This window comes from Streptomyces sp. NPDC052020, assembly GCF_040680575.1.
Taxonomy (GTDB): domain Bacteria; phylum Actinomycetota; class Actinomycetes; order Streptomycetales; family Streptomycetaceae; genus Streptomyces.
In genome coordinates this window covers 1-24,512 of sequence record NZ_JBFAWY010000027.1, presented here as the reverse complement: position 1 = coordinate 24,512, position 24,512 = coordinate 1, and the positions used below count along the sequence as shown (strand labels likewise).

Here is a 24,512-nt window from a genome sequence, read left to right as displayed (position 1 = left end):
CCGTGCCGGGGCGCTGTGAAAAGTCGCTCGCGAAGCCGCGGGCGGCTGTGGAAGGCTCGTGGCGTATGGGTGACACGTCATGGGCGGGGCCGGATTTCCGGACGGCGAGCGGCCGTGTGCGCGGCAGGCGAGCGGCCGACGGGACGGTGGCGGTCCTCGGTGTCCCGTACGCCGCCGCGCCCTTCGGCCCCAACCGGTTCCGTCCGCCGCGCCCCGCTGCCGGCTGGAGCGCCTGGCGTGACTGCACGGGTTTCGGGCCCATCGCGCCGCAGTCGGCACAACTCCCCGGTTCGCCGGTGTGGCGCCCCGGGGACGAGGACATCCTCACCGTCAACGTGTGGGTACGGAAGCAGCCGGACGACGGCCCGCTGCCGGTGCTGTTCTGGATCCACGGCGGCGCCTACACCTTCGGCTCCTCCGCTCAGCCCGACTTCGACGGCACCGCGCTCGCCCGCGCCGGACTGGTCGTGGTCAGCTGCAACTACCGGGTCGGCTTCGAGGGCTTCGGCCATGTGCCGGGCTTCCCCGGCAACCGCGGCCTGCTCGACCAGGCGGCCGCTCTGCGCTGGGTGCGGGAGAACATCGCCGCGTTCGGTGGCGATCCCGGCAATGTCACGGTCGCCGGGCACTCCGCCGGAGCGGGATCGGCCGCCTGCCTGATGGCCATGGGGCGGGCGCGCGGGCTGTTCCGCAGGGCCATCACCCACAGCGTGCCCCACGCCTTCTCCACCGCCGAGGTCGCCGCGGCGATCACCTCGAGGATCGCGGCCGCGGCCGGGGTGGCCCCCACGGGTGACGGACTGCTCTCCGCCTCGCCGCAGGAGCTGGTGACCGCCTCCGACAAGGTCGCCGGAGAGTGCGCGGACGATCCCGTGACGGCGGTCCAGGCGTACGACCCGGTGATCTTCCAGCCCGTCGTCGACGGTGACGTGCTGCCCGTGGATCCGCTCCGCGCGCTCGCCGCCGGCGCGTCCCGCGACGTGGACCTCCTGGTGTGCCACGCCCTGGAGGAGTACTGGTTCCTGCACGAGGTCGGAGGCGTGCGGGAGGTCACCTCCGAACCGGAACTCGTGGACTTCGCCCAGGCCCTTCGCCTGCCCGCCCGTCTGGTCCCCGGTTACCGTGCGCTGATGCCCGGCGCTCCGGTGCTCGACCGCTACCTCGCGCTCTTCGGCGACGCGACATTCGGCGAGTACAGCAGCCGGCTCGCCGAGTACCACGCGAGAGCCGGCGGCCGGGCGTATCTCTCCCGCTTCGCCCGCAGACGCCTCACCCCGGGCGGCGAGGCCAGGCCCTGGCACACCGCCGACATCCCGTTCGCGTTCGGCAACCTGGACGCGGACGGCGCCGCCTTCCTCATCGGCGGCACCCCCGACGAACAGGACCGGGCCCTGTCCCGGCGAATGCTTCGCGCCTGGGCCGACTTCGCGGCCCGCGGTGACCCGGGCTGGCCTACGGTCACCGCCGACGCCACCACCGTGAAGGTCTGGGCCGTTCCGGACGACCACATGGCCGACGACGGCACGTCCGGCGTGCGCGCGCTGTGGCGGGGCGTCCCGTTCGACCCTCTGCGACGGTGAATACCTGACTCTGTCAGGCGCTCGGTTCGGCCGCTCGTGTCACGGGGTGTGACCAACGCCGCAACGGCGAACCGGGCTGCCCGGGTGATGATTTCCCGATGTTGAACGAGGCCGACGCGCACGAGGCCGAAAGAACGGCTCTCTTGCTGACCGCGATGTACCGGCTCCACCAGCGGCTGGACGACTTCACCACCGAGCTCTACACCGCCCACGACTTCGGGGAACGGTCGGGCCTGGTGCCTTCCCTCGTCATCGAAGAGCACCCCGCGGGACCGGAGCTGAAGCTCCACCACCGCTTCGGGTTCTCCGCGGAGGGGGACGCGGACGTCAGCGAGCTGCGGTTCTCCGCGGGACTGACCGTCACCTCGGCCGGGTACCTCGTGGAGGCCATGGTCGACGCCGACCTCGAACTGCCCCAGGGGGAGTACGGCGCCGGCGTCCACACCCTCTACCGCGAGCGGGTCGGCCGGCTTTCCCTCACGGACGCCCTGAGCGTGTTGGAGGAGCAGGTCACGGCACTCTGCACCATGGACGACGTCCCGAGCCGTCTGGGTTTCGACACACGTTGACCGCGGTCTTCCCCATGTTCTGGCCGGCCCTCCGCCCCGCCCGGCGCCGGCCTGCCGCGCTGGGCCGGGGGCGTGGCCCCGGATGAGGGGCAGAGCCGGGGCACCGGCCAAGAGCTCCGGAGCGCCGCAGGCGCCCTGCGTGTCAGATCCGCCCGCCGTACTGCTCCCCGGCCCGGTCGTACGCCGCGTGCGAGCCCGGGGCGGCGGAGGCCAGGCGGGCGGTGATGACCAGGGTGCCCTCCTCGATCTGGTAGTCGAGGGGCAGGTCCAGTCCGCGCATCGCGGCGACCATGCCGGTGTTCGACGACTGGGTGACCGCGTACACGCTGGCGCAGCCCGCCTCGGCGGCCATCGCGACCAGCCGGCGCAGCAGCTCACCGCCGATACCGCGGCGCTGCCAGGCGTCCTCGACGAGCAGCGCGACCTCCGTCTCGTCACCGTCCCACAGCAGGTGCCCCAGGCCGACCACGCGCCCCGAGGCGGTCTGCACCGCGAGCGTCCGCCCGAAACGCGGACTGAGCAGATGGTTCAGATAGCGGTCGGCGTCACCGACCGGCCCGTGGTACCGCATCCCGAGCGTCGCCGGGGAGCAGCGCTCGTGCATCGCCTTGGCCGCCTCCACGTCATGGGTGTCGGCCCGGCGTACCGTGATGTCGCCGCCCTCGGGCAGCGTCAGCACGTCCCCGCTGCGCGGAACGCGCGGACCGAGCCGGGCGTCCAGCTCCACCAGCGCCCTCGCGCGCGCGAACTCGGTCGGGGTGAACGGCAGATACGGCCGCTCGACGGTGATCGTTCCGCCCTCCGGCGCGCGCAGCCGCATCACGGTGTCCTCCAGGACTCCCTCCACCGGCACACCGTACGGCCCCCGCCCCTCGCCGGCCGGCGGCGCGGGCAGCGACCGGATCGTGCACCGGCCCAGCAACTGCCGCAGCGCCAGCGGGAGTTCCGCCGTGTCCAGCGCGGTCCGCGTGGCCAGTCCCAGGACGCGGGTCGGCGCGTCCACCAGATCGTGGGCGTCGGCCCGCTCGATCCAGGACCCGGTGCCGCCCGCCCGCGACACCGCGCGGGTGATCTCCGGCGCCTCGACCGTGCCCGGGGCGCGCAGCAGGAACTCGTCGACCGTGCCTTCGGCGAGCGGGTGCGTCTGCAGGCTCAGGATGTCGACCCGCCGGTCGGCGAGGGCGGCGCACAGGGCGGCCAGCGACCCGGGTTCGTCCCGCACCGTCGTCCGCATCCGCCAGAGCACGCCGTCCGTCTCCTCGGCGCGTCCGGGCAGCGCCCGGTCGACCGGCCCGGCCTGCCGCTCGGCGGACGGCGGCCGGGCGCCGGTATCGTCCGCCGGCGGTGCGGGACCACGGCGCCGTGACCACCACAGGTGGAACACCGCCGTGGCGACCAGGGCGATCGCCGAGATCACCAGCAGGGCCGGGCCGTCCGGGCCGTGCCCCACCAGCTGCGCCACGGTGTCCGCCGCGGCGACCGCCGTGAACAGGGCGGCGAGTTCGACGAGGTCCCGCCGCCAGTGGCGCACCGGACGACCGTGCCGGGCACGCGTCACATCAGACATTTCTCGACTCATGCGGCCACTGTGAAGGAACGGTGTTGCGCGATCACGAACGCCCTGTGTCCGCTGAGTAAAGACGCTTCCTTCTATTTTGTTGCTTTTTCTACGGGTTGTCGGCGTGCCGTACCCCGCGCCCTCTCGGCGGGGCGTGCGGGAAACCGCGGGCACCCGGGCCCGACGCCCCGGCCGGGTGTGCCGCGCACCAGGGGATGACGCCGGTGCGCGGCACACCCACCAGGCTAAGGGAGTTACTGCCCGACCCGCCCCGGCTGGAGCACCCGCGTGAACAGCACGGTGCCGTCCTGTTCGCGCAGCCGCACCGTCATCTCCCCGCTGCCGCCGTCGATGTCGACCTCGCCGAAGAACTGGTAGCCGCCGGCGGGCGAGACGTTGGAGGCGGCCGGCGCCTTCACGAAGACCCGTTCGGGACCGAAGGTGCCGTCCAGCGCGCTGGCGGGGAACGCGCCCGCGTTCAGCGGGCCGGAGACGAACTCCCAGAACGGCTCGAAGTCCGTGAACGCCGCCCGCGAGGGCTGGTAGTGCTGGGCCGAGGTGTGGTGCACGTCGGCCGTCAGCCACACCGTGCCGGTGATCCGGCGGTGTTTGACGAACCGCAGCAGCTCGGCGATCTGGAGCTCACGCCCCAGCGGCGCGCCCGGGTCGCCCTGCGCCACCGCCTCGACGTTCGCCTTCCCCTCCGTGGTGTCGGGCACCACCAGGCCGATCGGCATGTCGGCGGCGATCACCTTCCACACGGCCCGGGACCGCGCCAGTTCCCGCTTGAGCCACTCCAGCTGCTCGCGCCCCAGGATGCCCTGCGGGTCGACCCTCTGGTCGCCGGGCGAGTTGGCGTCGCGGTAGGTCCGCATGTCCAGCACGAACACGTCCAGCAGGGGGCCCTGCCGGAGCACCCGGTAGACGCGTCCCTCCCGCGCTCCCGGCCGCAGCGTGGAGATCGGGAAGTACTCGGCGAACGCGCGTCGTGCCCGGGCCGTCAGCACGTCCACCCGCTTCTCGGTGTAGCGGCTGTCGGTGTCGGCGATCGTCTGGCCCGGGTACCAGTTGTTGCGGACCTCGTGGTCGTCCCACTGCACGATCGCGGGGACCTGGGCGTTGAAACGCCGCAGGTTCTCGTCGAGCAGGTTGTAGCGGAAGGTGCCGCGGAACTCGGCCAGCGTCTCGGCGACCTTGGACTTCTCCTCGGTGGTGATGTTGCGCCAGGTGGTGCCGTCGGGCAGGGCGGCCGTCTCCGGGAGGGGGCCGTCGGCGTAGACGGTGTCGCCGCTGAAGAGGAAGAAGTCGGGGTCCAGGCGGGCCATCGCGTCGTAGATGCGGTAGCCGCCGAGGTCGGGGTTGATGCCCCAGCCCTGGCCCGCCTGGTCGCCCGACCACACGAACCGCACCCCGTCGCGCCGGCGCACCGGCACGGTCCGGAAGGTGCCGGTGACCGGCTCTCCGGTGCGGCGCGGGTCGTCCGGGTCGGCGAGCACCACCCGGTAGTGGATCTGCTCGCCGGGCGGCAGGCCGCGCAGCCGGGTGGTGCCGGTGAAGTCCGTGTCCGGGCCCAGCAGCGGGCCGTGCCATCTGCGCGGGGCGCGGAAGGACTCGGTCGCCGACGTCTCGACGATCATGCGGGCGGGCCGGTCGGAGCGCACCCACACCAGTCCCGAGTCGGTGGTCACGTCCCCCGTCTGCACGCCCCAGCCCGCGCGGGGACGCCCGGACCGGGCGAACGCCGGCGCCGCGCCGAGCGCCGTGGGCAGGGTCAGGGCCGCCGAGGCGGCCAGGGAACCGCGCAGGACGCCGCGGCGGCCTGGGAAGGGACGGTGGGACATGACTGCGCCTCCAGGGACGTGATCCGGCCGTTGTGCAGTGCCACACCTACGCGGGTGCCGCGGCGCCCATGGAAACCGGAGGTGAACAACCGGCCGCGAAAGACCCCGCCCCGGTGCCCGGCGGCGCGTCAGCGCCTGCTGCCGTCCAGGACGACCCGGGCGACCAGGGCCGGGTCGTCGCTCATCGGGACGTGGCCGCAGTGCGGCAGCCGCACCAGCCGTGCCCGGGGGATGACGTGCTTGGCGCGTATGCCCTGCCGCGGCAGGAGCAGCCGGTCCCTGCTGCCCCAGGCCACGGTGACCGGTATGCCGGGCACGTCGTCGGTGACGCGGACCCGCCGGCCGGAGCGCAGCGTCTCGAAGAACCCCTCCGCGCGGGCCAGCGCGAGCGTCTCGGCGACCACCGCCTCCGGGGAACGGCGTCCGGGACGGGCGTAGATGGTGCTCGTCAGCACCGCGCGGCCGGCCGCGGTGCGCGACAGCCGCTCGACCAGGGGAACCGGCATGCGCTGGGCGGCGTGCCGCATGCCCGCGAGGACGCCGAAGGCGTAACGCCGCTCGGCGGGTGCCCAGAACCCCGCCGGGGACAGGGCGGTGACGGTCCGTACGCGGCCCGCGCGGCCCAGTTCCAGGGCGAGCAGGCCGCCGAGGGAGTTGCCCGCCGCGTGCGGCCGGTCGATCTCCAGCGCCTCGCAGAACGCGCCGAGCACGGCGGTCGTGGTCGGCAGGTCGTGGGGCAGGCCGTCCGGCAGCGCCGGTGATTGACCGCACCCGGGCAGATCGACGGCTATGACGTCGCGTTCGGCGGCCAGGATGTCCGCCACCGGGTCCCATGCCTGGCGGTGGTGGCCGATGCCGTGCAGCAGGAGCAGCGGATCGCCGGTGCCCTTGCGCGCGTAGGCGAGGGTCGTGCGCCGCGGGCCGTGAGGGGTGGGGACCTGGAACGAGGCGGTGGCGGTCATGGGGCTCCTTGTGGGGACGCGCGGGAACCCGCCAGGGCGGCGGAGCCGCGACGGTCGTGTACGTAGACAGACTGTCAGCAGTGGCTACCGATCGGTAGCCCCCGGATTTCCCCCGGCACCGCGGCCCGCGTCCGCCCCGCCCACCGGGGCGCTCGTTCCGTCTGGACACCACCGGACGCGTCCGGTGGGATGGACCCGTGACCACCGACACCGCCACCGACGTCTTCGAAGAGCACCGCCCCGTCCTCCTGGGAGTCGCCTATCGCATGCTGGGGCGCCTGGCCGACGCGGAGGACGTGGTCCAGGACGCCTGGCTGCGCTGGTCATCCGCCGACCGCGCGACGGTGCGCGAGCCGCGCGGCTACCTCGTGCGCGTCACCACCCGGCTGGCCATCGACCGGCTGCGCCAGATCAAGACGCGGGGCGAGACGTACGTCGGCCCCTGGCTGCCCGAGCCCTACGCCACCGACTTCGCGGGCACGGTCCCGGACACCGCCGAGCGTGCCGTGCTCGCCGACTCCGTCTCCCTCGCCGTCCTCGTCGTCCTGGAGTCGCTGTCGCCGCTGGAGCGGGCGGTGTTCGTGCTCAGGGAGGCGTTCGGCTACCCGTACGCCGAGATCGCCGCGATGCTCGACCGCGGTGAGGCGGCGGTGCGGCAGCTCGCCGGGCGGGCCCGCAAGCACGTCGACGAACGGCGGCCGCGCTACGACGTCGATCCCGCCCAGCGCCGCGATCTCACCGAGCGTTTCCTCACCGCCGCGGCGGGCGGGGACCTTCAGGGGCTGATGGCCCTGCTCGCACCCGACGTGCGCCTCGTCGGCGACAGCGGCGGCAAGGCCCAGGCGCCGCTGCGGGTGCTGGAGAGCGCCGACAAGGTGGGCCGCTTCCTCGTCGGCGCGGCCCGCAAGAGCGGGGCCGGCCTGTCCTTCCGCCTCCTGGAGCTCAACGGCGGCCCCGCCGCGCTGGTGCTGTCCGGGGACAAGCCCGACTCCGTCTTCCAGCTCGATGTGGCCGACGGCCGTATCCAGGCCGTCTACGTCATCCGCAACCCCGACAAGCTGCGCGCCCTGGCCGCCTGACTGCCCCCTCCCGGACCGCGTAAAAGCCCCTGCCCGGCCCCCGCCCGGCGGGGGCTTCGCGCGTGGCCCGGGCCGGACGGGGGCCGGATCACGCGGGGATTCACGCGCGCCCGGCCGCGAGCCCTGCGCGCGCCGGACGCACGGCACCGTACGAACACCCTGTGAACGCTCTTCGACGCCGCCCGCGCGCCGCGCCCGCCGGAGGGAGGATTGGTCTTGACCAAGGGTGGGGGCCGACCTATGGTCGCAGAGAAGTGCAACAACCTTTAATAAACAAGGGCGCTGAAAAACGCCGTCGGATCACGGCGATTGCGGAGGACAGGGTGGGGACCACGCAGGTGGAATCGGTGCCGGAGCCGAAGTACTGGCACCTGAGGACCGTGCTCAGCGAGGCGCTGGACTCGGAGTTCTCCGTCGGTGAGATCCTGCCCAACGAACGGGAACTCGCCGCGCGCTTCGGCGTCGCCCGCGCCACGCTCCGCCAGGCCCTGGAACAGCTGGAACTCGAAGGCCGGCTCCAGCGCCGCCGCGGAGTCGGCACGACCGTCGCGCCGCCGCGCGTGGGCGTGTCCGTCGGCACGGAACAGCACGCCTGGCCCGGAGCGGCCGGGGACGCCTGGCAGGCGTGCGACTGCGCCCTGGCGGCCCCGCCCGCGGCCGTCGCCGACGCCCTGGGCACCGGGCGCGACGAGGCCGTGCACACGGTGCGCCGCTCCCGCCGGACGCACGGCCGTCCCGTGGCGGCGGAACTGCTCTACGTCCCCGCCTCCTCGGTGCCCGACCTGTCCGCGATAGAGGCCCCGTCCGGGCCCGCACGCGCGCGTGCCGTGCTGCGCGAGCTCCAGCACCGGGAGCTCCAGCGCCAGGAGAGCGCCGTGGAACTCGGCTCGGCCCACGCGGAGGACGCCAAGGTGCTGGACCGGCTGCCGGGCTCCCCGGTTCTCGTGGTCACCACCCGCTACGTCGCCGATGGCCGCACCGCCGCGCTCTCCGTGGCCACCTACCGGGCCGACACCTGCCGCCTGACGTTCGGCGACTCGGGCGGCGTGGAGATCCACCACGACCCGCACAGCCGGGCCTCCTGACGGCCGTACCGCCGCCGGTCGCCGGCCGTTCCGGCAAGACGTCCGCCCCGCGGGGCTCTCGGGGCCGGGCGCCCCGGCGGGTCACCGGTGGCGGGCCGTCACCGTGCCCTCCACCGCGAACAGCTGCTCCTCCACGTGGTCCAGGGCCAGCCGCAGCGCGCCCGTGGCCACGGCGGCCTCGCCGAGCAGCGACAGCGTCACCCTCGGCGGGCGCAGGCAGTACCGGGCCAGCTCCCCGCGCAGCGGCTCCAGCACGCCGTCCAGCCCCGACGCCCAGCCGCCGATCACCACCAGCTCGGGGTCGAGCGCCAGCACCAGCGCCGCCACGTCGTGCACCAGCCGCTGGATGAACCGGTCGACGGCCGCGCGGGCCCGCCGGTCCCCTTCCCGCGCCCGCGCGAACACCTCTGCCACCGCCTGCTCGTCGAGCGGGTGCAGCGGCTGGTCCGTGGTCGACAGCAGCGCCTCCGGCGTCGCCTCCCGGCCCAGCAGATGCAGCGCCCCGATCTCCCCGGCCGCCCCGCCGTAGCCCCGGTGCAGCCGCCCGCCGATCAGCGCGCCGGCCCCCGGGCTCAGCCCGGCCAGGACGAACACCACGTCGTCGGACTCGGTCGCGGCGCCCTTCCAGTGCTCGGCGACCGCCGCCGCGTTCGCGTCGTTCTCCACCAGCACCGGGCACCTGAAGGAACGGCCCAGCCGCTCGCCGAGGCGCAGCCCCGTCCACTCGGGCAGCGCCGTGCCCAGCCGGACCGTGCCGTCCGCCTCGACGATGCCCGGCGTGGCCACGCCCACGGCCCGCAGGGAGCCCCGCGCGACACCGGCCCGGCGCAGCAGTTCGGCCACCGCCGTGCGCAGCCGTTCCAGCCGCTCGTCGGCCGTGGCGGACTCGCCGACGTCCTTGGCCTGCGCGCCGATCATCCGGCCGTCCAGGTCGGCCAGCAGCGCCGAGACCCGGTGCGCCCCGATCTCCAGGCCCAGCAGATGACCCGCCTCCGCCCGGAACCGGAACCGCCGCGCCGGCCGCCCCTGCCGCCGCGCGGCTCCCTCTTCCGCGGCCGTCTCGACGACGAGCCCCGCTTCGGTCAGCCCCTCCACGACGCCCTCGACGGTCGGCCGGGACAGTCCCGTCACCCGCGTGATCTCGGTGAGCGTCGCACAGTCCGTGGCACGCAGCGCGTGCAGCACCACCGCGGAATTGATCCTCCGCAGCAGCGAGGGATCCCCGCCGGTCAGCCGCCCCACCGTCCGTCCTCCCAGCTCGTGCGCGTGTTGGCCGGATCGTACTCGGCACGGCGTACCCCGGCGAGGGCGGCCCCGGGCGCCCGCCCGGCCGGGCCCGCCGGTCCCGGCGGCCAGGCGCCCCGACGCCCGACCGCGCCGGCATCGGCACACCCGAGCGGGGCCCCCGCCGGACCGGGCGGGGCGGACGGGCCCGCCGGGGACGTACGACGGGACGCCGGGCGACGGGACGCCGGGCCCGCCCGGAACGTGCGACGGGAGCCGGAACCGGCCGCGCCACCCGGGACCGCTGCCGCCGCCGGACGCTGACGGACCGCCAATTGTCAGTGGCGGCTGCTCTACTGGGAGTCATGGACAGCGCGCGGTACATCGCCCTCATCGACGAGCTGTGCTTCCGTCCCTTCCCGGCGGAGCACGGCCCGTCGGACACCGGCGCCGGGGGGCCCGGCTGGCACCTGGCCGAGCTGACGAGCAGTCACGGCCTGCGGGGCGGCGGCCCGGCGCGGCGCGCGGCGACGGTGGAGCAGTGCGAGAAGGAACGCGACGCGCTGTACGAGCGCGTGGCGTCGCGGTGGGGGGAGGGGGACGTCCTGAATCTGCAGACCGTCCTGCTGCGCACGGAGCGGGAGGAGATACCCGAGCCCTGGGCCTCGCTCAGCGCCCGTGCGCGCGTGGCCTATCTCTGGGCGGCACGGGGGACCGGCCGCTGGGTCGCCGTGGCCGTGGCCGACCGGGACGAGGCGGACGAGGTGCAGCTCGTGGCCGTGGTCACCCAGACGGACCCGCCGTGAACGTGAAGGGGCCGGCCGGCCGCGCCCCCGCCGGTCACGCCTCGGCGGCGACGCGCAGCCGGGCGAACTCCTCCGCCATCGTCCGCGCCGTCCAGTGCGCGTTCAGCCCGCTGGGGTTGGGCAGCACCCACACGCGCGTGTCGCCGATCCTCCGCTCCTGCGGGCCCACCTGGGCCTTGCGGTCGTCGAAGGCCGCCCGGTACGCGGTCACGCCCACGACGGCCAGCCAGCGGGGCCGCAGCCGCGCCACCTTGAGCGCGAGCAGCCGCCCGCCCTCCTGGTACTCCTCCGCGCTCAGTTCGTCGGCCCGCGCCGTCGGCCGCGCGACGACGTTGGTGATGCCGAGCCCGTACGACAGCAGCTCCCGCTGCTCGGACGGCTCCAGCCGCCTGGGCGTGAACCCCGACAGGTGCAGTACCGGCCAGAACCGGTTGCCGGGGCGGGCGAAGTGGTGGCCGGTCGCGGCCGACATCAGACCGGGGTTTATACCGCAGAAGAGCACCCGCAGGCCGTCCGCGACCACGTCCGGCACCGGACGGTCGCGGGCGGCCTGGAGCTCCTCGGGGGTGAAGCGCGTCAGAGGATCGCCCCCGGGGTGTAACCGGCCGCCTCCGGGCGCTGCTTGACGATCTCCTCGACGCGGCCGACGACGGTGGTGACCTGATCGGCCGCGGCACCGGTGAAGGACAGCTTGTCGGCCATCAGCGCGTCCAGCTCGGCGCGGTCGAGCGGGATGCGCTCGTCGGCGGCCAGCCTGTCGAGCAGCTCGTTGCGCTCGGCGCCCTGTTCCCGCATGGCGAGCGCGCAGGCGACGGCGTTCTCCTTGATCGCCTCGTGCGCGACCTCGCGGCCGACCCCCGCGCGCACCGAGGCCATCAGCACCTTGGTCGTGGCCAGGAAGGGCAGGTAGCGGTCCAGCTCCCGGGCGACGACGGCCGGGAAGGCGCCGAACTCGTCGAGCACGGTCAGGAACGTCTCCAGCAGACCGTCCAGCGCGAAGAACGCGTCCGGCAGCGCGACCCGGCGCACCACCGAGCAGGAGACGTCGCCCTCGTTCCACTGGTCGCCCGCCAGCTCGCCGGTCATCGAGGCGTAGCCGCGCAGGATCACCATCAGGCCGTTGACGCGCTCGCAGGAGCGGGTGTTCATCTTGTGGGGCATCGCGGAGGAGCCGACCTGGCCGGGCTTGAACCCCTCGGTGACCAGCTCGTGCCCGGCCATCAGCCGGATCGTCTTCGCCAGCGACGACGGCGCCGCCGCCAGCTGCACCAGCGCGGTGACGACCTCGTAGTCCAGCGAGCGCGGGTAGACCTGGCCGACCGAGGTGAAGGCGTCGGAGAAGCCCAGGTGCCCGGCGATGCGGCGCTCCAGCTCCGCCAGCTTGCCCGCGTCCCCGCCCAGCAGGTCCAGCATGTCCTGCGCGGTGCCCACCGGGCCCTTGATGCCGCGCAGCGGGTAGCGGCCCAGCAGCTCCTCGACGCGGCCGTAGGCCGCCAGCAGCTCGTCGGCGGCGGTGGCGAAGCGCTTGCCCAGCGTCGTGGCCTGCGCGGCCACGTTGTGCGAGCGACCGGCCATGACCAGCTCGCCGTACTCGCCGGCCAGCTTGCCCAGGCGGGCCAGGACGGCGACGGTCCGGTCGCGCATCAGCTCCAGCGAACGCCGGATCTGGAGCTGCTCGACGTTCTCCGTCAGGTCGCGGGAGGTCATGCCCTTGTGCACGTGCTCGTGCCCGGCGAGGTCGTTGAACTCCTCGATCCGCGCCTTCACGTCGTGCCGGGTGACCTTCTCGCGCTCGGCGATGGAAGCCAGGTCGACCTGGTCGAGGACGCGCTCGTAGTCGGCGATCGCCTCGTCGGGCACCTCGATGCCGAGGTCCTTCTGGGCCCGCAGCACGGCGAGCCAGAGCTGCCGCTCCAGCTTCACCTTCTGCTCGGGCGACCAGAGCGTGGCGAGCTCGGCGGAGGCGTAGCGTCCGGCGAGGACGTTCGGGATGCGGGGCTTGGCGGGAGCGGAAGTCACGTGTACGGATTCTACTGGCGATTCGTGCAGGCCAGCGCCACGGGGTTCCTTGGCGGAACCTACGAGAGGCGTCTCACGGGACAGTCGGCGGCCGACCTCAGGCGGCCGGCCCCTCGTACGGCAGCAGCTCGGGCCGCTTGGCCGGGCGGCCGTCCCCGGAGGAGCGGCCGGTCAGCCGGCGGCCGATCCAGGGCAGCAGATGCCGCCGGGCGAACCGGACGTCCGCGACCCGCCGCGTGAGCCAGCCCGGCGGCGGGGCCATCGGCATCGGCGTGTGCCAGTGGGGATCCTCCGGCTCGTAGCCGAGCGCCTGCCACACCGCCTCCGCGACCCGGCGGTGCCCCTCGGCGGTCAGATGCAGCCGGTCCACGTCCCACAGCCGCGGGTCGGCCAGCGCGGGCGCCCCGTACAGGTCGACCACGAGGGCGCCGTGCCGTGCGGCGAGGTCGTCGACGCAGGCGTACAGCGCCTCCATGCGCGGCCGGAAGCGCTCCAGCACCGGGCCCTGGCGGCCGGGGCTGCGCATCAGCACCAGCTGCTTGCAGCCGGGCGCCAGCCGCTCCACGGCCTCGGTCAGCAGAGCGCGCACCCGCCCCATGTCGCACTGGGGCCGCAGGGTGTCGTTGAGCCCGCCCACCAGCGTGATCACGTCGGCGCCCATGGCCGCCGCCACGTCCACCTGCTCGTCGACGATCTGCCCGATCAGCTTGCCGCGCACCGCGAGATTGGCGTACCGGAATCCGGGGGTGCGGGCCGCCATCCGCGCGGCGAGAAGGTCGGCCCAGCCGCGGTAGGAGCCGTCCGGCAGCAGGTCCGACATGCCCTCGGTGAAGGAGTCGCCGACCGCGACGAGGCTGGAGTACGTGGGGTTCATCTGCATGGCGACGGACATGCTAACCCGGGCACATACCCGCCGGTCGGTCGCCCCCGGCCCGGACGAAAGACCCAGGGCCTGCCGTTTCTGATCGTGCCGGGCCGATCAGGACGAAAGACCCTAGGTCCGCTGCCCGAACAGCTCCCGCAGCACGTCCTCCATGGTCACCAGCCCCGCCAGCCGCCCGTCGGCGCCGAGCACGGCCGCCAGGTGGGTGCGGCCGCCCCGCATCGCGGTGAGCACGTCGTCCAGCGGCGTGTTTTCCCGCACCCGCGCGATGGGCCGCATGTCCCGGGGCCGGAACGGCACGTCCCGCGGCGTGGCGTCCAGCGCGTCCTTCACATGCAGATAGCCCACGATCCGCCGTCCCTCGTCCACCACCGGGAAGCGGGAGAACCCGGATTCGGCCGACAGCCGCTCCAGCCGTTCCGGCGTGACGCCCACCCGCGCGTGCACCACGCGCTCCAGCGGCAGCACCACGTCGCGCACCGGCCGCCGGCCCAGCTCCAGCGCGTCGTGCAGCCGCTCCTGGGCCCGGTCGTCGATGAGGCCGGCCTCACTGGCGTCCTTGACGATCTGGGCCAGCTCGGTGTCGGTGAACGTGGCCGACACCTCGTCCCTGGTCTGGACCCTGAGCAGCCTGAGCAGGGCGTTGGCGAAGGCGTTGATCGTGAAGATCACCGGGCGCAGCGCCCGGGAGAGCGCCACCAGCGGCGGGCCCAGCAGCAGCGCGCTGCGCACCGGCTCCGCGAGAGCGATGTTCTTCGGCACCATCTCGCCGAGCAGCATGTGCAGATAGGTGGCCAGGGCCAGGGCGATCACGAAGGACACCGCGTGCCCGGCGCCGCTCGGCACGCCCATCGCGTGGAACGCCGGCTCCAGCAGATGCGCGATGGCCGGCTCCGCGACCACGCCGAGGACCAGGGTGCACAGGGTGATGCCGAGCTGCGCCGCCGCCATCAGCGCGGACACGTGCTCCAGGCCCCACAGCACGCTGCGCGCCCGGCGGTCGCCCTGCTCGGCGTACGGCTCCACCTGGCTGCGGCGCACGGAGATCAGCGCGAACTCGGCGCCCACGAAGAAGGCGTTGACGACCAGCGTCGCCAGACCGATCAGCAGCTGTACGGCGGTCATCGCCCGGCCTCCTCGGTCCCGTGGCCCTCGCGGTCCGCGGCGTTCCGGGGACGGCGGAGCCTGCCCGGAGTGCGGACCTCGCCGAGGCCGTCCGGCGGTAGCCGGTCCGGCGGCGGCGCGTGCAGCAGGACGCGGGCGGCCCTGCGGCCGGCGGCGTCCAGCACGTCCAGCCGCCAGCCGGCGAGGCGGACCGTGTCGCCGGCCGCCGGGATCCGTCCCAGCGCGTGCGCGACCAGTCCGGCCAGCGTCTCGTACGGACCCTCCGGCACCCGGAACCCGACCCCCGCGAGGCGGTCCACCCGGGCCGCGCCGTCGGCCCGGTACAGCAGGCGCCCGTGCTCGTCCGTGCCGGCCGGGTCCAGCTCGGGCGTCTCGTGCGGGTCGTGCTCGTCGCGCACCTCGCCGACGACCTCCTCCACGATGTCCTCCAGCGTGGCCACGCCCGCCGTCCCGCCGTACTCGTCGATCACCACGGCCATGGTGCGCCGGCCGGAGAGCCGGTCGAGCAGCCGGTCGACGGTGAGCGTCGCGGGCACGAGCAGGGGCTCGCGCATCAGCTCGGAGACCGGCACCCGGGGCCGGCGCTGGGCGGGCACCGCCAGCACGTCCTTGATGTGCGCGGTCCCCACCACCGCGTCCAGGGTGCCGCGGTAGACGGGGAACCGGGACAGGCCGGTCGCCCGGGTCGCGTTCGCCACGTCCTCGCAGGTCGCCTGGGCCTCCAGGGCGACCACCTGCACGCGCGGGGTCATCACGTTCTCGGCGGTCAGGTCGGCGAGGTTGAGCGTGCGTACGAACAGCTCCGCGGTGTCGGCCTCCAGGGCGCCCTCCTTGGCGGAGTGCCGGGCCAGGGCCGCCAGCTCCTGCGGCCCGCGCGCGGCGGCCAGTTCCTCCGTGGGCTGCACGCCGAGCCGGCGCACGATCCGGTTGGCCGTGTTGTTCAGGTGGGTGATGAAGGGCCGGAAGGCGGCACTGAACCAGCGCTGCGGACTGCCCACCCGGCGGGCCACCGCCAGCGGCGAGGAGATCGCCCAGTTCTTGGGCACCAGCTCGCCGACGACCATCAGGAACACCGTCGACAGGGCCGTGCCCAGCACCAGCGCCAGGGAGCGGGCCACCGTGCGGGAGGCGCCGGCGTCCTGGAGCGGGCCTGAGATCAGCGCGGCGATGGAGGGCTCGGCCAGCATGCCGACCACCAGATTGGTGACCGTGATGCCAAGCTGAGCCCCGGAGAGCTGGAAGGTCAGGTTCCGTACGGCCTTCAGGGCGCCCGGCGCGCCCCGTTCGCCGCGCGCCGCGGCCCGTTCCAGCTCGCCGCGTTCGACGGTGGTCAGCGAGAACTCCGCGGCGACGAAGGCACCGCACGCGAGCGACAGCAGGATCGCCACCAGCAGCAGGAGTACCTCGGTCATCGGTTCACCTCCCTTCCACGATCGGCCGGGCGACGGGAGACCGCGCGACGAGGCGGACGCTCACAACCGTTCATGGAGCACCGAGTGGCCCGGACCGGGCAAAGGATGGGTAAAGAAGAGGTGCCGGGCGGGCGGCCGGGAGGGGCGGCACCCGCGTCCTCTCAGGGCGTCACCGTTCGCCCGCGCGTTCATGTTCTTGAATAGCAAACAAGTACACGACTATTGACGCGTTCACGGCAACCCCTCTAGCGTCCCGGGAAAGCGCTTTCCCCCGTTCCTCCCCCTCCGGACGGGATGTAGGCGCCGAGCGTCATGGGCACGGCCGTTCCACCGGCCGGCATCCGCCCCCAGGAGCCGGCCGGACCACCCCACACCCTGGAGACGAACGATGCACTCGAGACCAGCCACGCCCCTGCGACCGGTCCTCGCCTGCGCCGGTCTGCTGGCCGGCACACTCGTCGCCCTGTCCGGCACCGCGGCGCAGGCCGCCCCCACCCGCTACGAGGCCGAGACCTCCCCGGCGGTCTGCACCGGCACCATCGACTCCGACTGGGCCGGATACACCGGCAGCGGATTCTGCAACGGCACCAACGCCGCCGGGGCCTTCGCCCAGTTCACCGTCGACGCCCCGGCCGCGGGCACCGCCACGCTGACGGTCCGCTACGCCAACGGAACCGGCACCGCCCGGCCCGCGAACCTGCTGGTGAACGGCGCGGTGACCGCGTCGGCGCCCTTCGAGGGCACCGGCGCCTGGACCACGTGGGCGACCCGGGCGTTCACGGTGCCGGTGAAGGCGGGCGCCAACACGGTCCGGCTCAACCCCACCACCTCCGCCGGCCTGCCCAACGTCGACCGTCTCGACGCCGAGACGGGCGGCACCACCACGCCGCCTCCGGCCACCGGCGCGCTGTACGTGGCGCCGAACGGCAGCGACGGCGCGGCCGGCACCCAGTCGGACCCGACGACGCTCACCTCGGCGATCTCCCGCGTCGCCCCCGGCGGAACCGTCTACCTGCGCGGTGGCACCTACCGCTACGACCGGACGGTCACCATCCCGCCCGGCAGCGGCGGCACGGCGAGCGCCCGTACCAAGCTGTCCGCCTACCCGGGCGAGACCCCGGTGCTCGACTTCTCCGCCATGAGCGAGGACCCGGCCAACCGCGGACTCGCCCTGAACGGCTCCTACTGGCACGTCTCCGGCCTCGTCGTGCAGCGGGCCGGCGACAACGGCATCTTCGTCGGCGGCAGCGGCAACGTCATCGAGCGCACGGTGACGCGGTTCAACCGCGACACGGGGCTCCAGCTCTCGCGGGCGGCCTCCACCACCCCCCGCGACCAGTGGCCGTCGAACAACCTCATCGTGAGCGCGGAGTCGCACGACAACGCCGACTCCGACGGCGAGGACGCCGACGGCTTCGCCGCGAAGCTCACCTCCGGGCCGGGCAACGTCTTCCGGTACGCCGTCGCCCACCACAACATCGACGACGGCTGGGACCTGTACACCAAGTCCGACACCGGCCCCATCGGCCCGGTGACCATCGAGGACTCCCTCGCCTACGAGAACGGCACGCTCAGCGACGGCACCGTGAACTCCAACGGCGACCGCAACGGCTACAAGCTCGGCGGCGAGGACATCGAGGTCGACCACGTCATCCGGCGCAACATCGCCTACGGCAACGGCAAGCACGGGTTCACCTACAACAGGAACCCGGGCACGATGGCGGTCTCCGGCAACGTCAGCATCGACAACGACCAGCGCAACTACTCCTTCGACGCCGGTACGTCGGTGTTCCGCGACAACCTCTCCTGCCGCAGCGGCAGCGGCTCGAACGACCGGATCGTCGGTGACGCCGACGCCTCCAACCAGTTCTGGTCCGGCGCGAACGGGTCGCGGTGCTCCGCCTACGCCGGTGCGCTGCGCTGGTCCTTCGCCGCGGACGGCCGACTCGTCGTGACCTTCGGCGGCGCGCGAGTCACGTCCTGACGGATTCTCGCTGACGGTATCCCCAGCGGACGCTGACGCGTCGTCACCGAGACATCTCACGACCCGACACGGGTACTCCACGCCGCCCTGCCGGGCGCGTCACCCCCCCGCCGGGGGCGGTGGCGCGCCCATCCGCGTGTTCAGGGCGCCAGGTGCTTCACCCAGCGCCGCCACTGCTCCTCGGGCGCGTACCCGGCGGCCCGCCAGGCCCGCTGCCCCCGCTCGTTGCGTACCAGCACCATCGCGTCCCCGCGGCGCCCCCCGAGCCGTACGAACCGCTCCTCCGCGGCGGCGAGCAGAGCCGAGGCGACGCCCTGGCGGCGGCGGTCCGGACGCACCGCGAGCCGGTACAGGTGGCAGCGCCAGCCGTCGAAGCCCGCGATCACCGTGCCGACCAGCTCACCGTCACGCTCGGCCAGGATCAGGGCATCGGGGTCCCGGGCCACCAGCCGCTCCACACCGTCCCGGTCGTCGCTGATGCTGGTGCCCTCGGCGGCCGTCGTCCAGAAGGCCAGCACACCGTCCAGGTCATCGGGCCCGGCGGCCCGTATCCGCAGCTCCGCCATATCCCGATGAGATCACCCGCGGCGGCGGACCGGGACGGCGTTTCCGCCATGCGGACACCAAGGGCCGGCCGTCACCCTCCCGACGCCTCGCGCAGAGCCGCCATGACCGGGGCGAACGTTTCCATGCACGGCTCCAGAACGGTCAGGTAAGTGAACCCGTACCGCTCCCGCTGGGCCCGGACCTGCGCGGTGATCTCCTCCACGGTCCCCACCAGGACGATCGGCAGCTCCAGCACCTGAGCGGCGGTCAGATGCGGCACGTGCTCCAGGAAGGGCCGCACCGCGGCCTCGCGGTCCTCGGTGATGACCACCTGCTGGACGAGCAGGTTGAGCTCCGCGGGTTCCGCGCGGCCCGCGGCCAGTTCCCGGTACCGCGCCACCCGCTCGTCCAGTTCCCCCGCCGTGATGGGGGCGAGCTGCCCCGTGGCGCTGCCCGGCACGCTCCGGGCGCCGGTGAAGGCCGCGATGTCGGCGTGCTCGGCGGTCAGCCGCAGCATCCGGTCGCCGTTGCCGCCGATCAGCAGCGGCACCCGGGGCCGCTGCGCCGGCCGCGGCCGGTGTTCCGCGGAGCCGAGCAGCTTGGCCAGCTCCTCCACCGTGCGCCGCAGGTGGTCGACCCGTTCGCGCGGCGAGCCGAACGGCAGCCCGGCCGCCTCGTGCTCCGCCCGTACGTAGCCGGTGCCGAGCCCGAGTTCCAGGCGCCCACCGGTCAGGGCGTCCGCCGTCGCGACCTCGCGGGCCAGCAGAGCCGGGTTCCAGAAGCCGGCGTTGAGGACGAAGGTGCCCAGCCGCGGGCGCTCGGTCGCCTCGGCCGCCGCCACCAGGGCCGGAAAGGGCGCCACCGTGCCCAGGTGGTCGGGGACCAGGATCACGTCGTACCCCAGCTCCTCGGCCCGGCGGCACTTGGCCCGCCATTCCTCGCCCGGGGCGGGGGCCACCAGGTTGACGCCGAATCGGAACGAACGTGCCATCAACTCTCCTTGGCTGACAGGGATTTCAGGACGCGGGCGAGTCAATCACTCGTGCGCGATGGCCGCCAGCACGTTCATGCGTGAGGCACGCGACGCGGGCAGCAGCGCCGCCGCGATCCCCACCGCCACCGAGCCGAGCACCACCGCGACGACCGTGTCCCACGGAACGGACAGCTCCGTCATGCCCTCCAGGGCCAGCACCCGCTGGGTGCACACGCCCCACACCAGGCCCAGCGCCAGGCCCAGTACCGCCCCGAAGACCGCGATCATCACCGACTCCAGCCGGATCATCCGCCGCAGCCGGCGCCGGGACAGCCCGATCGCCCGCAGCAGCCCGATCTCCCGGGTGCGTTCCACCACCGACAGCGCGAGCGTGTTCACCACGCCGAGGACCGCGATGACGATCGCCAGCCCCAGCAGCGCGTACACGAGATACAGCAGGACCGCGATCTGGTCGCGCACCAGCTCCTTGTAACCGGCCAGGTCGCGCACCTGCACATGCGGATACGGGGCGAGCGACCGCTCCAGGGCGGCCCGCAGCTCGTCCTCGCCCGTGCCGGGGGCGGCGTTCACGTACACCACGGCGTCCTGGCCCCCCGGCGCGTACCGCTCCAGCGTGGCCAGCCCGAGGAACAGCCCGCCCGGCGACCTGAACCGCCCGGCGGACTCCTGCCCGGTCAGGGCGCCCACGGTCAGCCCGGCGGTGCGCCCGCCCTGGAACTCGACCGCGACCGTGCCGCCCGGACGCACGCCGTGCTCCCGGGCGAACCGGGCGTCCATGGCGAGGTGCCCCGGCGCGAGCGCGGCCCGGCCGTCCCCGTGCGTGTAGGCGAGGTCGGTGACCTCGTCCAGCCCCTGGCCGTAGGCCGTGGCGGTCGTGGTCACCCGCTCGCCGTCCGGCAGCCGCACCGCCACCGGCGCGTACCGCGCCCGTACGACGAGCCCCGCGCCGGGCGTCGCGCGCACCGCGTCGGTCACCTCGCGCGGGAACGGCGCGGAGTTGCCGTCGCGCACGATGAAGTCCGAGCCCAGCGTCCGGTCGATCTGCCGGTCGAAGGACGCGGTGATCGAGGCGCCGGCCACGGACAGCCCCACGGCCAGGGCGATCCCCACCATCAGCGCGGCGGCGGTGGCACCGGTGCGGCGCGGATTGCGCAGGGCGTTGCGCCGGCTCAGCAGGCCGACGGCGCCGAACAGGGCGGGGAAGGCCGCGCCGAGGACCCGGATCACCGGCCGCACCAGCAACGGGCCCGCGACCACGGTGGCGATGAGCGTCAGGGCGACACCGGACCCGAGCGACAGCGCCGCCCGGTCGGTCCGGGAGGAGACGGCGCACCCGGCGAGCGCGGCGGCGCCCACCGCCCCGACGGCCGCGCCCGCCCTCGCCCGCGTCCGCAGCGGACGGCCCGTACCGGCGGCCTCGGTCTCCGCGATCGCCGCCATCGGGGAGACGGCCGCGGCCCTGCGGGCCGGGAGGTACGCCGCCACGAACGTCACGCCGACGCCGACGGCGTACCCCGCGACCGGGGTCGGCCAGCCGATCACCATGTCGGTGGAGCGGATGTGCATGCCGATCACGTTCATCACCCGGATCAGCCCGGCGGCCAGCCCGACACCGGCGGCCAGCCCCAGCGTGGCACCGGCCACGCCGAGCAGCAGCGCCTCGGTGAGCACCGACCGGCGGACCTGGCGCCGGTCGGCACCCAGCGCGCGCAGCAGGCCCAGCTCGCGGGTGCGCTGGGCGATCAGCATCGAGAAGGTGTTGACGATCAGGAAGACGCCGACGAGCACCGCGACCCCGGCGAAGCCGAGCATGACCCCCTTGAGGACGTCGAGGAAGCCGCCCAGCCGCTGGACGTCGGACTCGGCCTGCTCGGCGGCGGTCCGGTAGGTGTACGCGTCCGCGCCCAGCGCGTCGGCCACCCGCCGCTTGAGCTGTTCGGCGGCCACGCCTTTCTCGGCGTCGACGGAAATGCCGGTCGCGGCGCGGGCGTCGCCCAGCAGCCGCTCCTGCGCGGCCGGGGTGTCCAGGAAGATCAGCGCGGCGCCGGGGTTGGCGGCGGTGAAGGCGGCGATGCCGACGACCTCGACCGGGAAGGAGCCCGGCGGCGCGATCACCGTGAGGGTGTCGCCGATCCGTACGCCCGCGCGGTCGGCGGTCACCTCGTCGAGCACCGCCTGCCCTGGTCCGCGCGGGGCGTGCCCGGAGCCGAGCTCGACGGTGCGGCGGCCGGCCGGGTCCCAGTTGGCACCGGTGGTGGGGGCGCCGGTGGTCGGGCTGACGGGCCGGCGCCGGGCGTCGACGACCGTGATGTCCCCGGCCTCGACGTCCACCCGGGCGGCGGCGACTCCGTCGACGGCGGCCACGCGGCCGGCGAGCGCGGCGGGCACGGTGGCGATCCGGCCGGAGGGCAGGGATTCGTCCAGGCCCTCCTCGGGACGGACGGTCACGTCGGCGGCGGTCGAGGTGAACAACTGGTCGAAGGTGCGGTTGAGCGTGTCGGAGAAGATCAGGCTGCCCGCGACGAACGCCACCGACAGCGCGACGGCCAGCGCCGACATCAGCAGCCGGCCCCTGTGCGCCAGGAAGCCGCGCAGCGTCGCCTTGAGCATCGCGTCAGCCCCTCTCCGGGCCCCGGGCGGGCGGGCCGCCGTCGCCGGACGGGCCGCGCACGGCGTCGAAGCGCTTCATCCGCTCCAGCACCGCCCGAGCCGTCGGCCGTTCCATCCGGTCCACGATCCGCCCGTCCGCGAGAAAGAGCACCACGTCGGAGTGGGCGGCGGCGCCCGGGTCGTGGGTGACCATGACGACGGTCTGCCCCAGGTCGTCGACGGCCCCGCGCAGAAAGCCCAGGACCTCCAGTCCGGACCGCGAGTCCAGGTTGCCGGTCGGCTCGTCCGCGAAGATCAGCTCAGGCCGGGAGACCAGGGCCCGCGCGCAGGCCACCCGCTGCTGCTGCCCGCCGGACAGCTGGGCGGGCCGGTGCCCGAGCCGGTCGCCCAGGCCCAGCGTGCCGACGACCCGGTCGAGCCACCGCGCGTCCGGCCGCCGGCCCGCGATGTCCAGCGGCAGGGTGATGTTCTCCAGCGCGTTCAGGGTCGGGACCAGATTGAACGACTGGAACATGAACCCGACCCGGTCCCGGCGCAGCCGGGTCAGCTCCCGGTCCCTCAGCCCGGTGATCTCCGTGTCCCCGAGCCACACCCGACCGGCCGAGACCGTGTCCAGCCCCGCGAGGCAGTGCATCAGCGTGGACTTGCCGGAACCCGACGGCCCCATCACCGCCGTGAAACGGCCGCGCACGATGTCGACGTCGACCGCGTCCAGGGCGAGCACCACCGTCTCGCCCGCGCCGTACGCCTTGGTCAGGCCCCGGGCGCGCGCCGCGAGCCGGCCGGCCGGCTCGGGCCCCGGGGCGTGCTCCGCGGCAGGTGTGGGCAAGGGTGCCTCCTGGCTCGGCGAGGCGGGGACGTCCGTGCCCCGTCCGAGGACGAGGGTGGTCCTTCTCAGTGGTCCGTCTCACACAGTACGGCGGTCGCGGCGCACGTGCGGACGCGGCGGCCTTGCCGCTGCCCGGGGCCTGTCGTCACGCTCCCGTCGTCCGCCCGGTGGGCGGGCCTCACGGCGTCAGGCGCGTGCTCTCGCCGTGCCGGGTCCTGGCCCACGGGGACGTACGTGGGTCAGGACCCGGCACGGCGAGAGGCGCGTGACCACCGCGCGCGGCCTCAGACGCCGGGCCGCCACGCCGCGCCCGTCACACAGAAGGACGCCGGCAGCCGCGGTCCCTTCTCCGGCATCAGGGTGCGCCGGTAGGGACCGATCTCGAACCCGGCCTCGCGCAGCGCGGCGACCGGGTCCCGGGACAGGTGGCAGCCGCCGCTGAGCGCCGGCCACACCGTCCGGTCCAGCGCCCGCTGGGTCACGCCCATGAGCCGGCCGCCGCCCCGGCCGTGCTCGAAGAACCGCACCTCGCCGCCGGGCCGCAGCACCCGCCGCACCTCCGCGAGCGCCCGCGGCACGTCCCGCACGCTGCACAGCACCAGCGACAGCACGGCCGCGTCGAACGCCTCGCCCTTGACCGGCAACGCCTCCGCCGCCCCCGGCACCACGTCGACGGGCACCTCCGCGCGCAGGGCCGCCTCCACCGCCGACCGCCGCAGCACCCGCTCCGGTTCGATGGCGACGACCTCGGCGACCGTGCCCGGATAGTGCGCGAAGTTCAGCCCGTTGCCCGCGCCGATCTCGATGACCCGCCCGGACAGCCCGGCGAGCAGCCTCTCCCGCACCGCGCCCATGCCCATCCGGGTCTCGGCGGCCGTACTGACCCGGGCGTAGCAGCGGGCGAACAGGGGATGGTGCACGGCGTCCCGCGGCGCCGTGCGGGAACGGGGCGGGCGGAGCGCCATACGACCTCCTCGCGGGGCGGACCTACCGCGATTCTCCCCCGCGCGGCCCGGCGCATCCCCGGCTGCCGGGTCACGTCGCGGCAGGCACGCCCGGGGCACGCGCGGGTTGCGGCGCAGGCGCGTGGCGGACGGGCCGTGCCGGGCGGGCCGCGGCGGACGGCTCCCTGCCGCGGCGCCGGCTCCGACCGTGGACGACCCATGGCCGCGGCGGGCGCGGACGGCGTCCGCCGCGGCCCGCCGGCGTCCGGGCGAGCGCTCGCAGCACCGGGCGAGGAGGCCGGACGCGCAGCGGAACCCGCCCCGGCGGGAGATCCCGGATACCGGGGCGGACAGCCGGCGGGCGGGGCTTCCGCGGTGACCTCCTCGTTGGCCAGCACGGTGCCCAGGCCCGGGCACCAGTTGACCGGCGCGTCGGAGGCGTACGCCAGCCGGAACCCGCTG

At 74.4% G+C, this 24,512-nt stretch carries 20 protein-coding genes; 6 read left to right on the top strand and 14 right to left on the bottom strand.

Annotation, left to right across the window (positions count from 1 at the left end; genetic code table 11):
• Nucleotides 1-65 precede the first annotated feature (65 nt).
• Nucleotides 66-1,580, top strand: coding sequence for a carboxylesterase family protein (locus AB0L74_RS24915; protein ID WP_365656433.1), 1,515 nt, complete (start codon nucleotides 66-68; stop codon nucleotides 1,578-1,580).
• A 98-nt stretch (nucleotides 1,581-1,678) separates the two neighbouring features.
• Nucleotides 1,679-2,149: a hypothetical protein gene (locus AB0L74_RS24910; RefSeq protein WP_365656430.1), complete on the top strand. Its 471-nt coding sequence runs from the start codon at nucleotides 1,679-1,681 to the stop codon at nucleotides 2,147-2,149.
• 142 nt (nucleotides 2,150-2,291) lie between these two features.
• Here AB0L74_RS24910 and AB0L74_RS24905 read toward each other — a convergent pair whose 3' ends face one another.
• From AB0L74_RS24905 to AB0L74_RS24895, 3 genes are all read right to left on the bottom strand, one after another.
• Nucleotides 2,292-3,728, bottom strand: a complete 1,437-nt coding sequence (locus tag AB0L74_RS24905) for a GNAT family N-acetyltransferase (protein WP_365656428.1) — start codon at nucleotides 3,726-3,728, stop codon at nucleotides 2,292-2,294.
• A 233-nt stretch (nucleotides 3,729-3,961) separates the two neighbouring features.
• Nucleotides 3,962-5,548: an alkaline phosphatase D family protein gene (locus tag AB0L74_RS24900; protein WP_365656425.1), complete on the bottom strand. Its 1,587-nt coding sequence runs from the start codon at nucleotides 5,546-5,548 to the stop codon at nucleotides 3,962-3,964.
• Between the two features lie 128 nt (nucleotides 5,549-5,676).
• Nucleotides 5,677-6,510 (bottom strand): alpha/beta fold hydrolase, encoded by an 834-nt coding sequence (locus tag AB0L74_RS24895; RefSeq protein WP_365656422.1) that lies wholly within the window; start codon nucleotides 6,508-6,510, stop codon nucleotides 5,677-5,679.
• Nucleotides 6,511-6,707: 197 nt separating this feature from the next.
• Between AB0L74_RS24895 and AB0L74_RS24890 the strand changes: the two genes are divergently transcribed.
• Entirely contained in the window at nucleotides 6,708-7,589 is an 882-nt protein-coding gene (locus tag AB0L74_RS24890; RefSeq protein ID WP_365656419.1) for an RNA polymerase sigma-70 factor, read from the top strand.
• Nucleotides 7,590-7,912: 323 nt separating this feature from the next.
• A complete protein-coding gene (locus AB0L74_RS24885) occupies nucleotides 7,913-8,674 on the top strand; it encodes a GntR family transcriptional regulator (protein ID WP_365656417.1) in 762 nt (253 codons plus the stop codon).
• Between the two features lie 81 nt (nucleotides 8,675-8,755).
• Here the strand turns inward: AB0L74_RS24885 and AB0L74_RS24880 are convergent, their stop codons facing one another.
• Nucleotides 8,756-9,916 (bottom strand): ROK family transcriptional regulator, encoded by a 1,161-nt coding sequence (locus AB0L74_RS24880; protein ID WP_365656415.1) that lies wholly within the window; start codon nucleotides 9,914-9,916, stop codon nucleotides 8,756-8,758.
• A gap of 347 nt (nucleotides 9,917-10,263) precedes the next feature.
• On the opposite strand from AB0L74_RS24880, the gene AB0L74_RS24875 reads away from it, so the two are divergent.
• On the top strand, nucleotides 10,264-10,704 hold the full coding sequence (locus AB0L74_RS24875) for a hypothetical protein (RefSeq protein ID WP_365656412.1): 441 nt from the start codon (nucleotides 10,264-10,266) through the stop codon (nucleotides 10,702-10,704).
• Nucleotides 10,705-10,738: 34 nt separating this feature from the next.
• Here AB0L74_RS24875 and mug read toward each other — a convergent pair whose 3' ends face one another.
• The 5 genes from mug to AB0L74_RS24850 all read right to left on the bottom strand — a co-directional run bounded on the left by mug (nucleotide 10,739) and on the right by AB0L74_RS24850 (nucleotide 16,143).
• Nucleotides 10,739-11,236: a G/U mismatch-specific DNA glycosylase gene (mug, locus tag AB0L74_RS24870; protein WP_365656409.1), complete on the bottom strand. Its 498-nt coding sequence runs from the start codon at nucleotides 11,234-11,236 to the stop codon at nucleotides 10,739-10,741.
• 44 nt (nucleotides 11,237-11,280) lie between these two features.
• A complete protein-coding gene (gene purB / locus AB0L74_RS24865; RefSeq protein WP_365656406.1) occupies nucleotides 11,281-12,723 on the bottom strand; it encodes an adenylosuccinate lyase in 1,443 nt (480 codons plus the stop codon).
• Between the two features lie 97 nt (nucleotides 12,724-12,820).
• On the bottom strand, nucleotides 12,821-13,603 hold the full coding sequence (locus AB0L74_RS24860; protein WP_365656403.1) for an SGNH/GDSL hydrolase family protein: 783 nt from the start codon (nucleotides 13,601-13,603) through the stop codon (nucleotides 12,821-12,823).
• 114 nt (nucleotides 13,604-13,717) lie between these two features.
• Nucleotides 13,718-14,731 carry a hemolysin family protein gene (locus AB0L74_RS24855; protein ID WP_365656400.1) on the bottom strand — a complete coding sequence of 338 codons (1,014 nt, stop codon included), beginning with the start codon at nucleotides 14,729-14,731 and terminating at the stop codon, nucleotides 13,718-13,720.
• Nucleotides 14,728-16,143: a hemolysin family protein gene (locus AB0L74_RS24850; protein WP_365656397.1), complete on the bottom strand. Its 1,416-nt coding sequence runs from the start codon at nucleotides 16,141-16,143 to the stop codon at nucleotides 14,728-14,730. Before AB0L74_RS24850 ends, AB0L74_RS24855 begins: the two co-directional genes overlap by 4 nt.
• Before the next feature lie 388 nt (nucleotides 16,144-16,531).
• Here AB0L74_RS24850 and AB0L74_RS24845 point away from each other — a divergent pair, with 388 nt between their 5' ends.
• A complete protein-coding gene (locus AB0L74_RS24845; RefSeq protein ID WP_365656395.1) occupies nucleotides 16,532-18,127 on the top strand; it encodes a carbohydrate-binding protein in 1,596 nt (531 codons plus the stop codon).
• 140 nt (nucleotides 18,128-18,267) lie between these two features.
• Here the strand turns inward: AB0L74_RS24845 and AB0L74_RS24840 are convergent, their stop codons facing one another.
• From AB0L74_RS24840 to AB0L74_RS24820, 5 genes are all read right to left on the bottom strand, one after another.
• On the bottom strand, nucleotides 18,268-18,693 hold the full coding sequence (locus AB0L74_RS24840; protein ID WP_365656391.1) for a GNAT family N-acetyltransferase: 426 nt from the start codon (nucleotides 18,691-18,693) through the stop codon (nucleotides 18,268-18,270).
• A 71-nt stretch (nucleotides 18,694-18,764) separates the two neighbouring features.
• Nucleotides 18,765-19,664: an LLM class F420-dependent oxidoreductase gene (locus tag AB0L74_RS24835; protein WP_365656388.1), complete on the bottom strand. Its 900-nt coding sequence runs from the start codon at nucleotides 19,662-19,664 to the stop codon at nucleotides 18,765-18,767.
• Nucleotides 19,665-19,709: 45 nt separating this feature from the next.
• Nucleotides 19,710-22,277 (bottom strand): ABC transporter permease, encoded by a 2,568-nt coding sequence (locus AB0L74_RS24830; RefSeq protein ID WP_365656385.1) that lies wholly within the window; start codon nucleotides 22,275-22,277, stop codon nucleotides 19,710-19,712.
• Nucleotides 22,278-22,281: 4 nt separating this feature from the next.
• Nucleotides 22,282-23,106: an ABC transporter ATP-binding protein gene (locus AB0L74_RS24825; protein WP_365656382.1), complete on the bottom strand. Its 825-nt coding sequence runs from the start codon at nucleotides 23,104-23,106 to the stop codon at nucleotides 22,282-22,284.
• Nucleotides 23,107-23,390: 284 nt separating this feature from the next.
• A complete protein-coding gene (locus tag AB0L74_RS24820) occupies nucleotides 23,391-24,071 on the bottom strand; it encodes a class I SAM-dependent methyltransferase (RefSeq protein WP_365656379.1) in 681 nt (226 codons plus the stop codon).
• Nucleotides 24,072-24,512 lie beyond the last annotated feature (441 nt).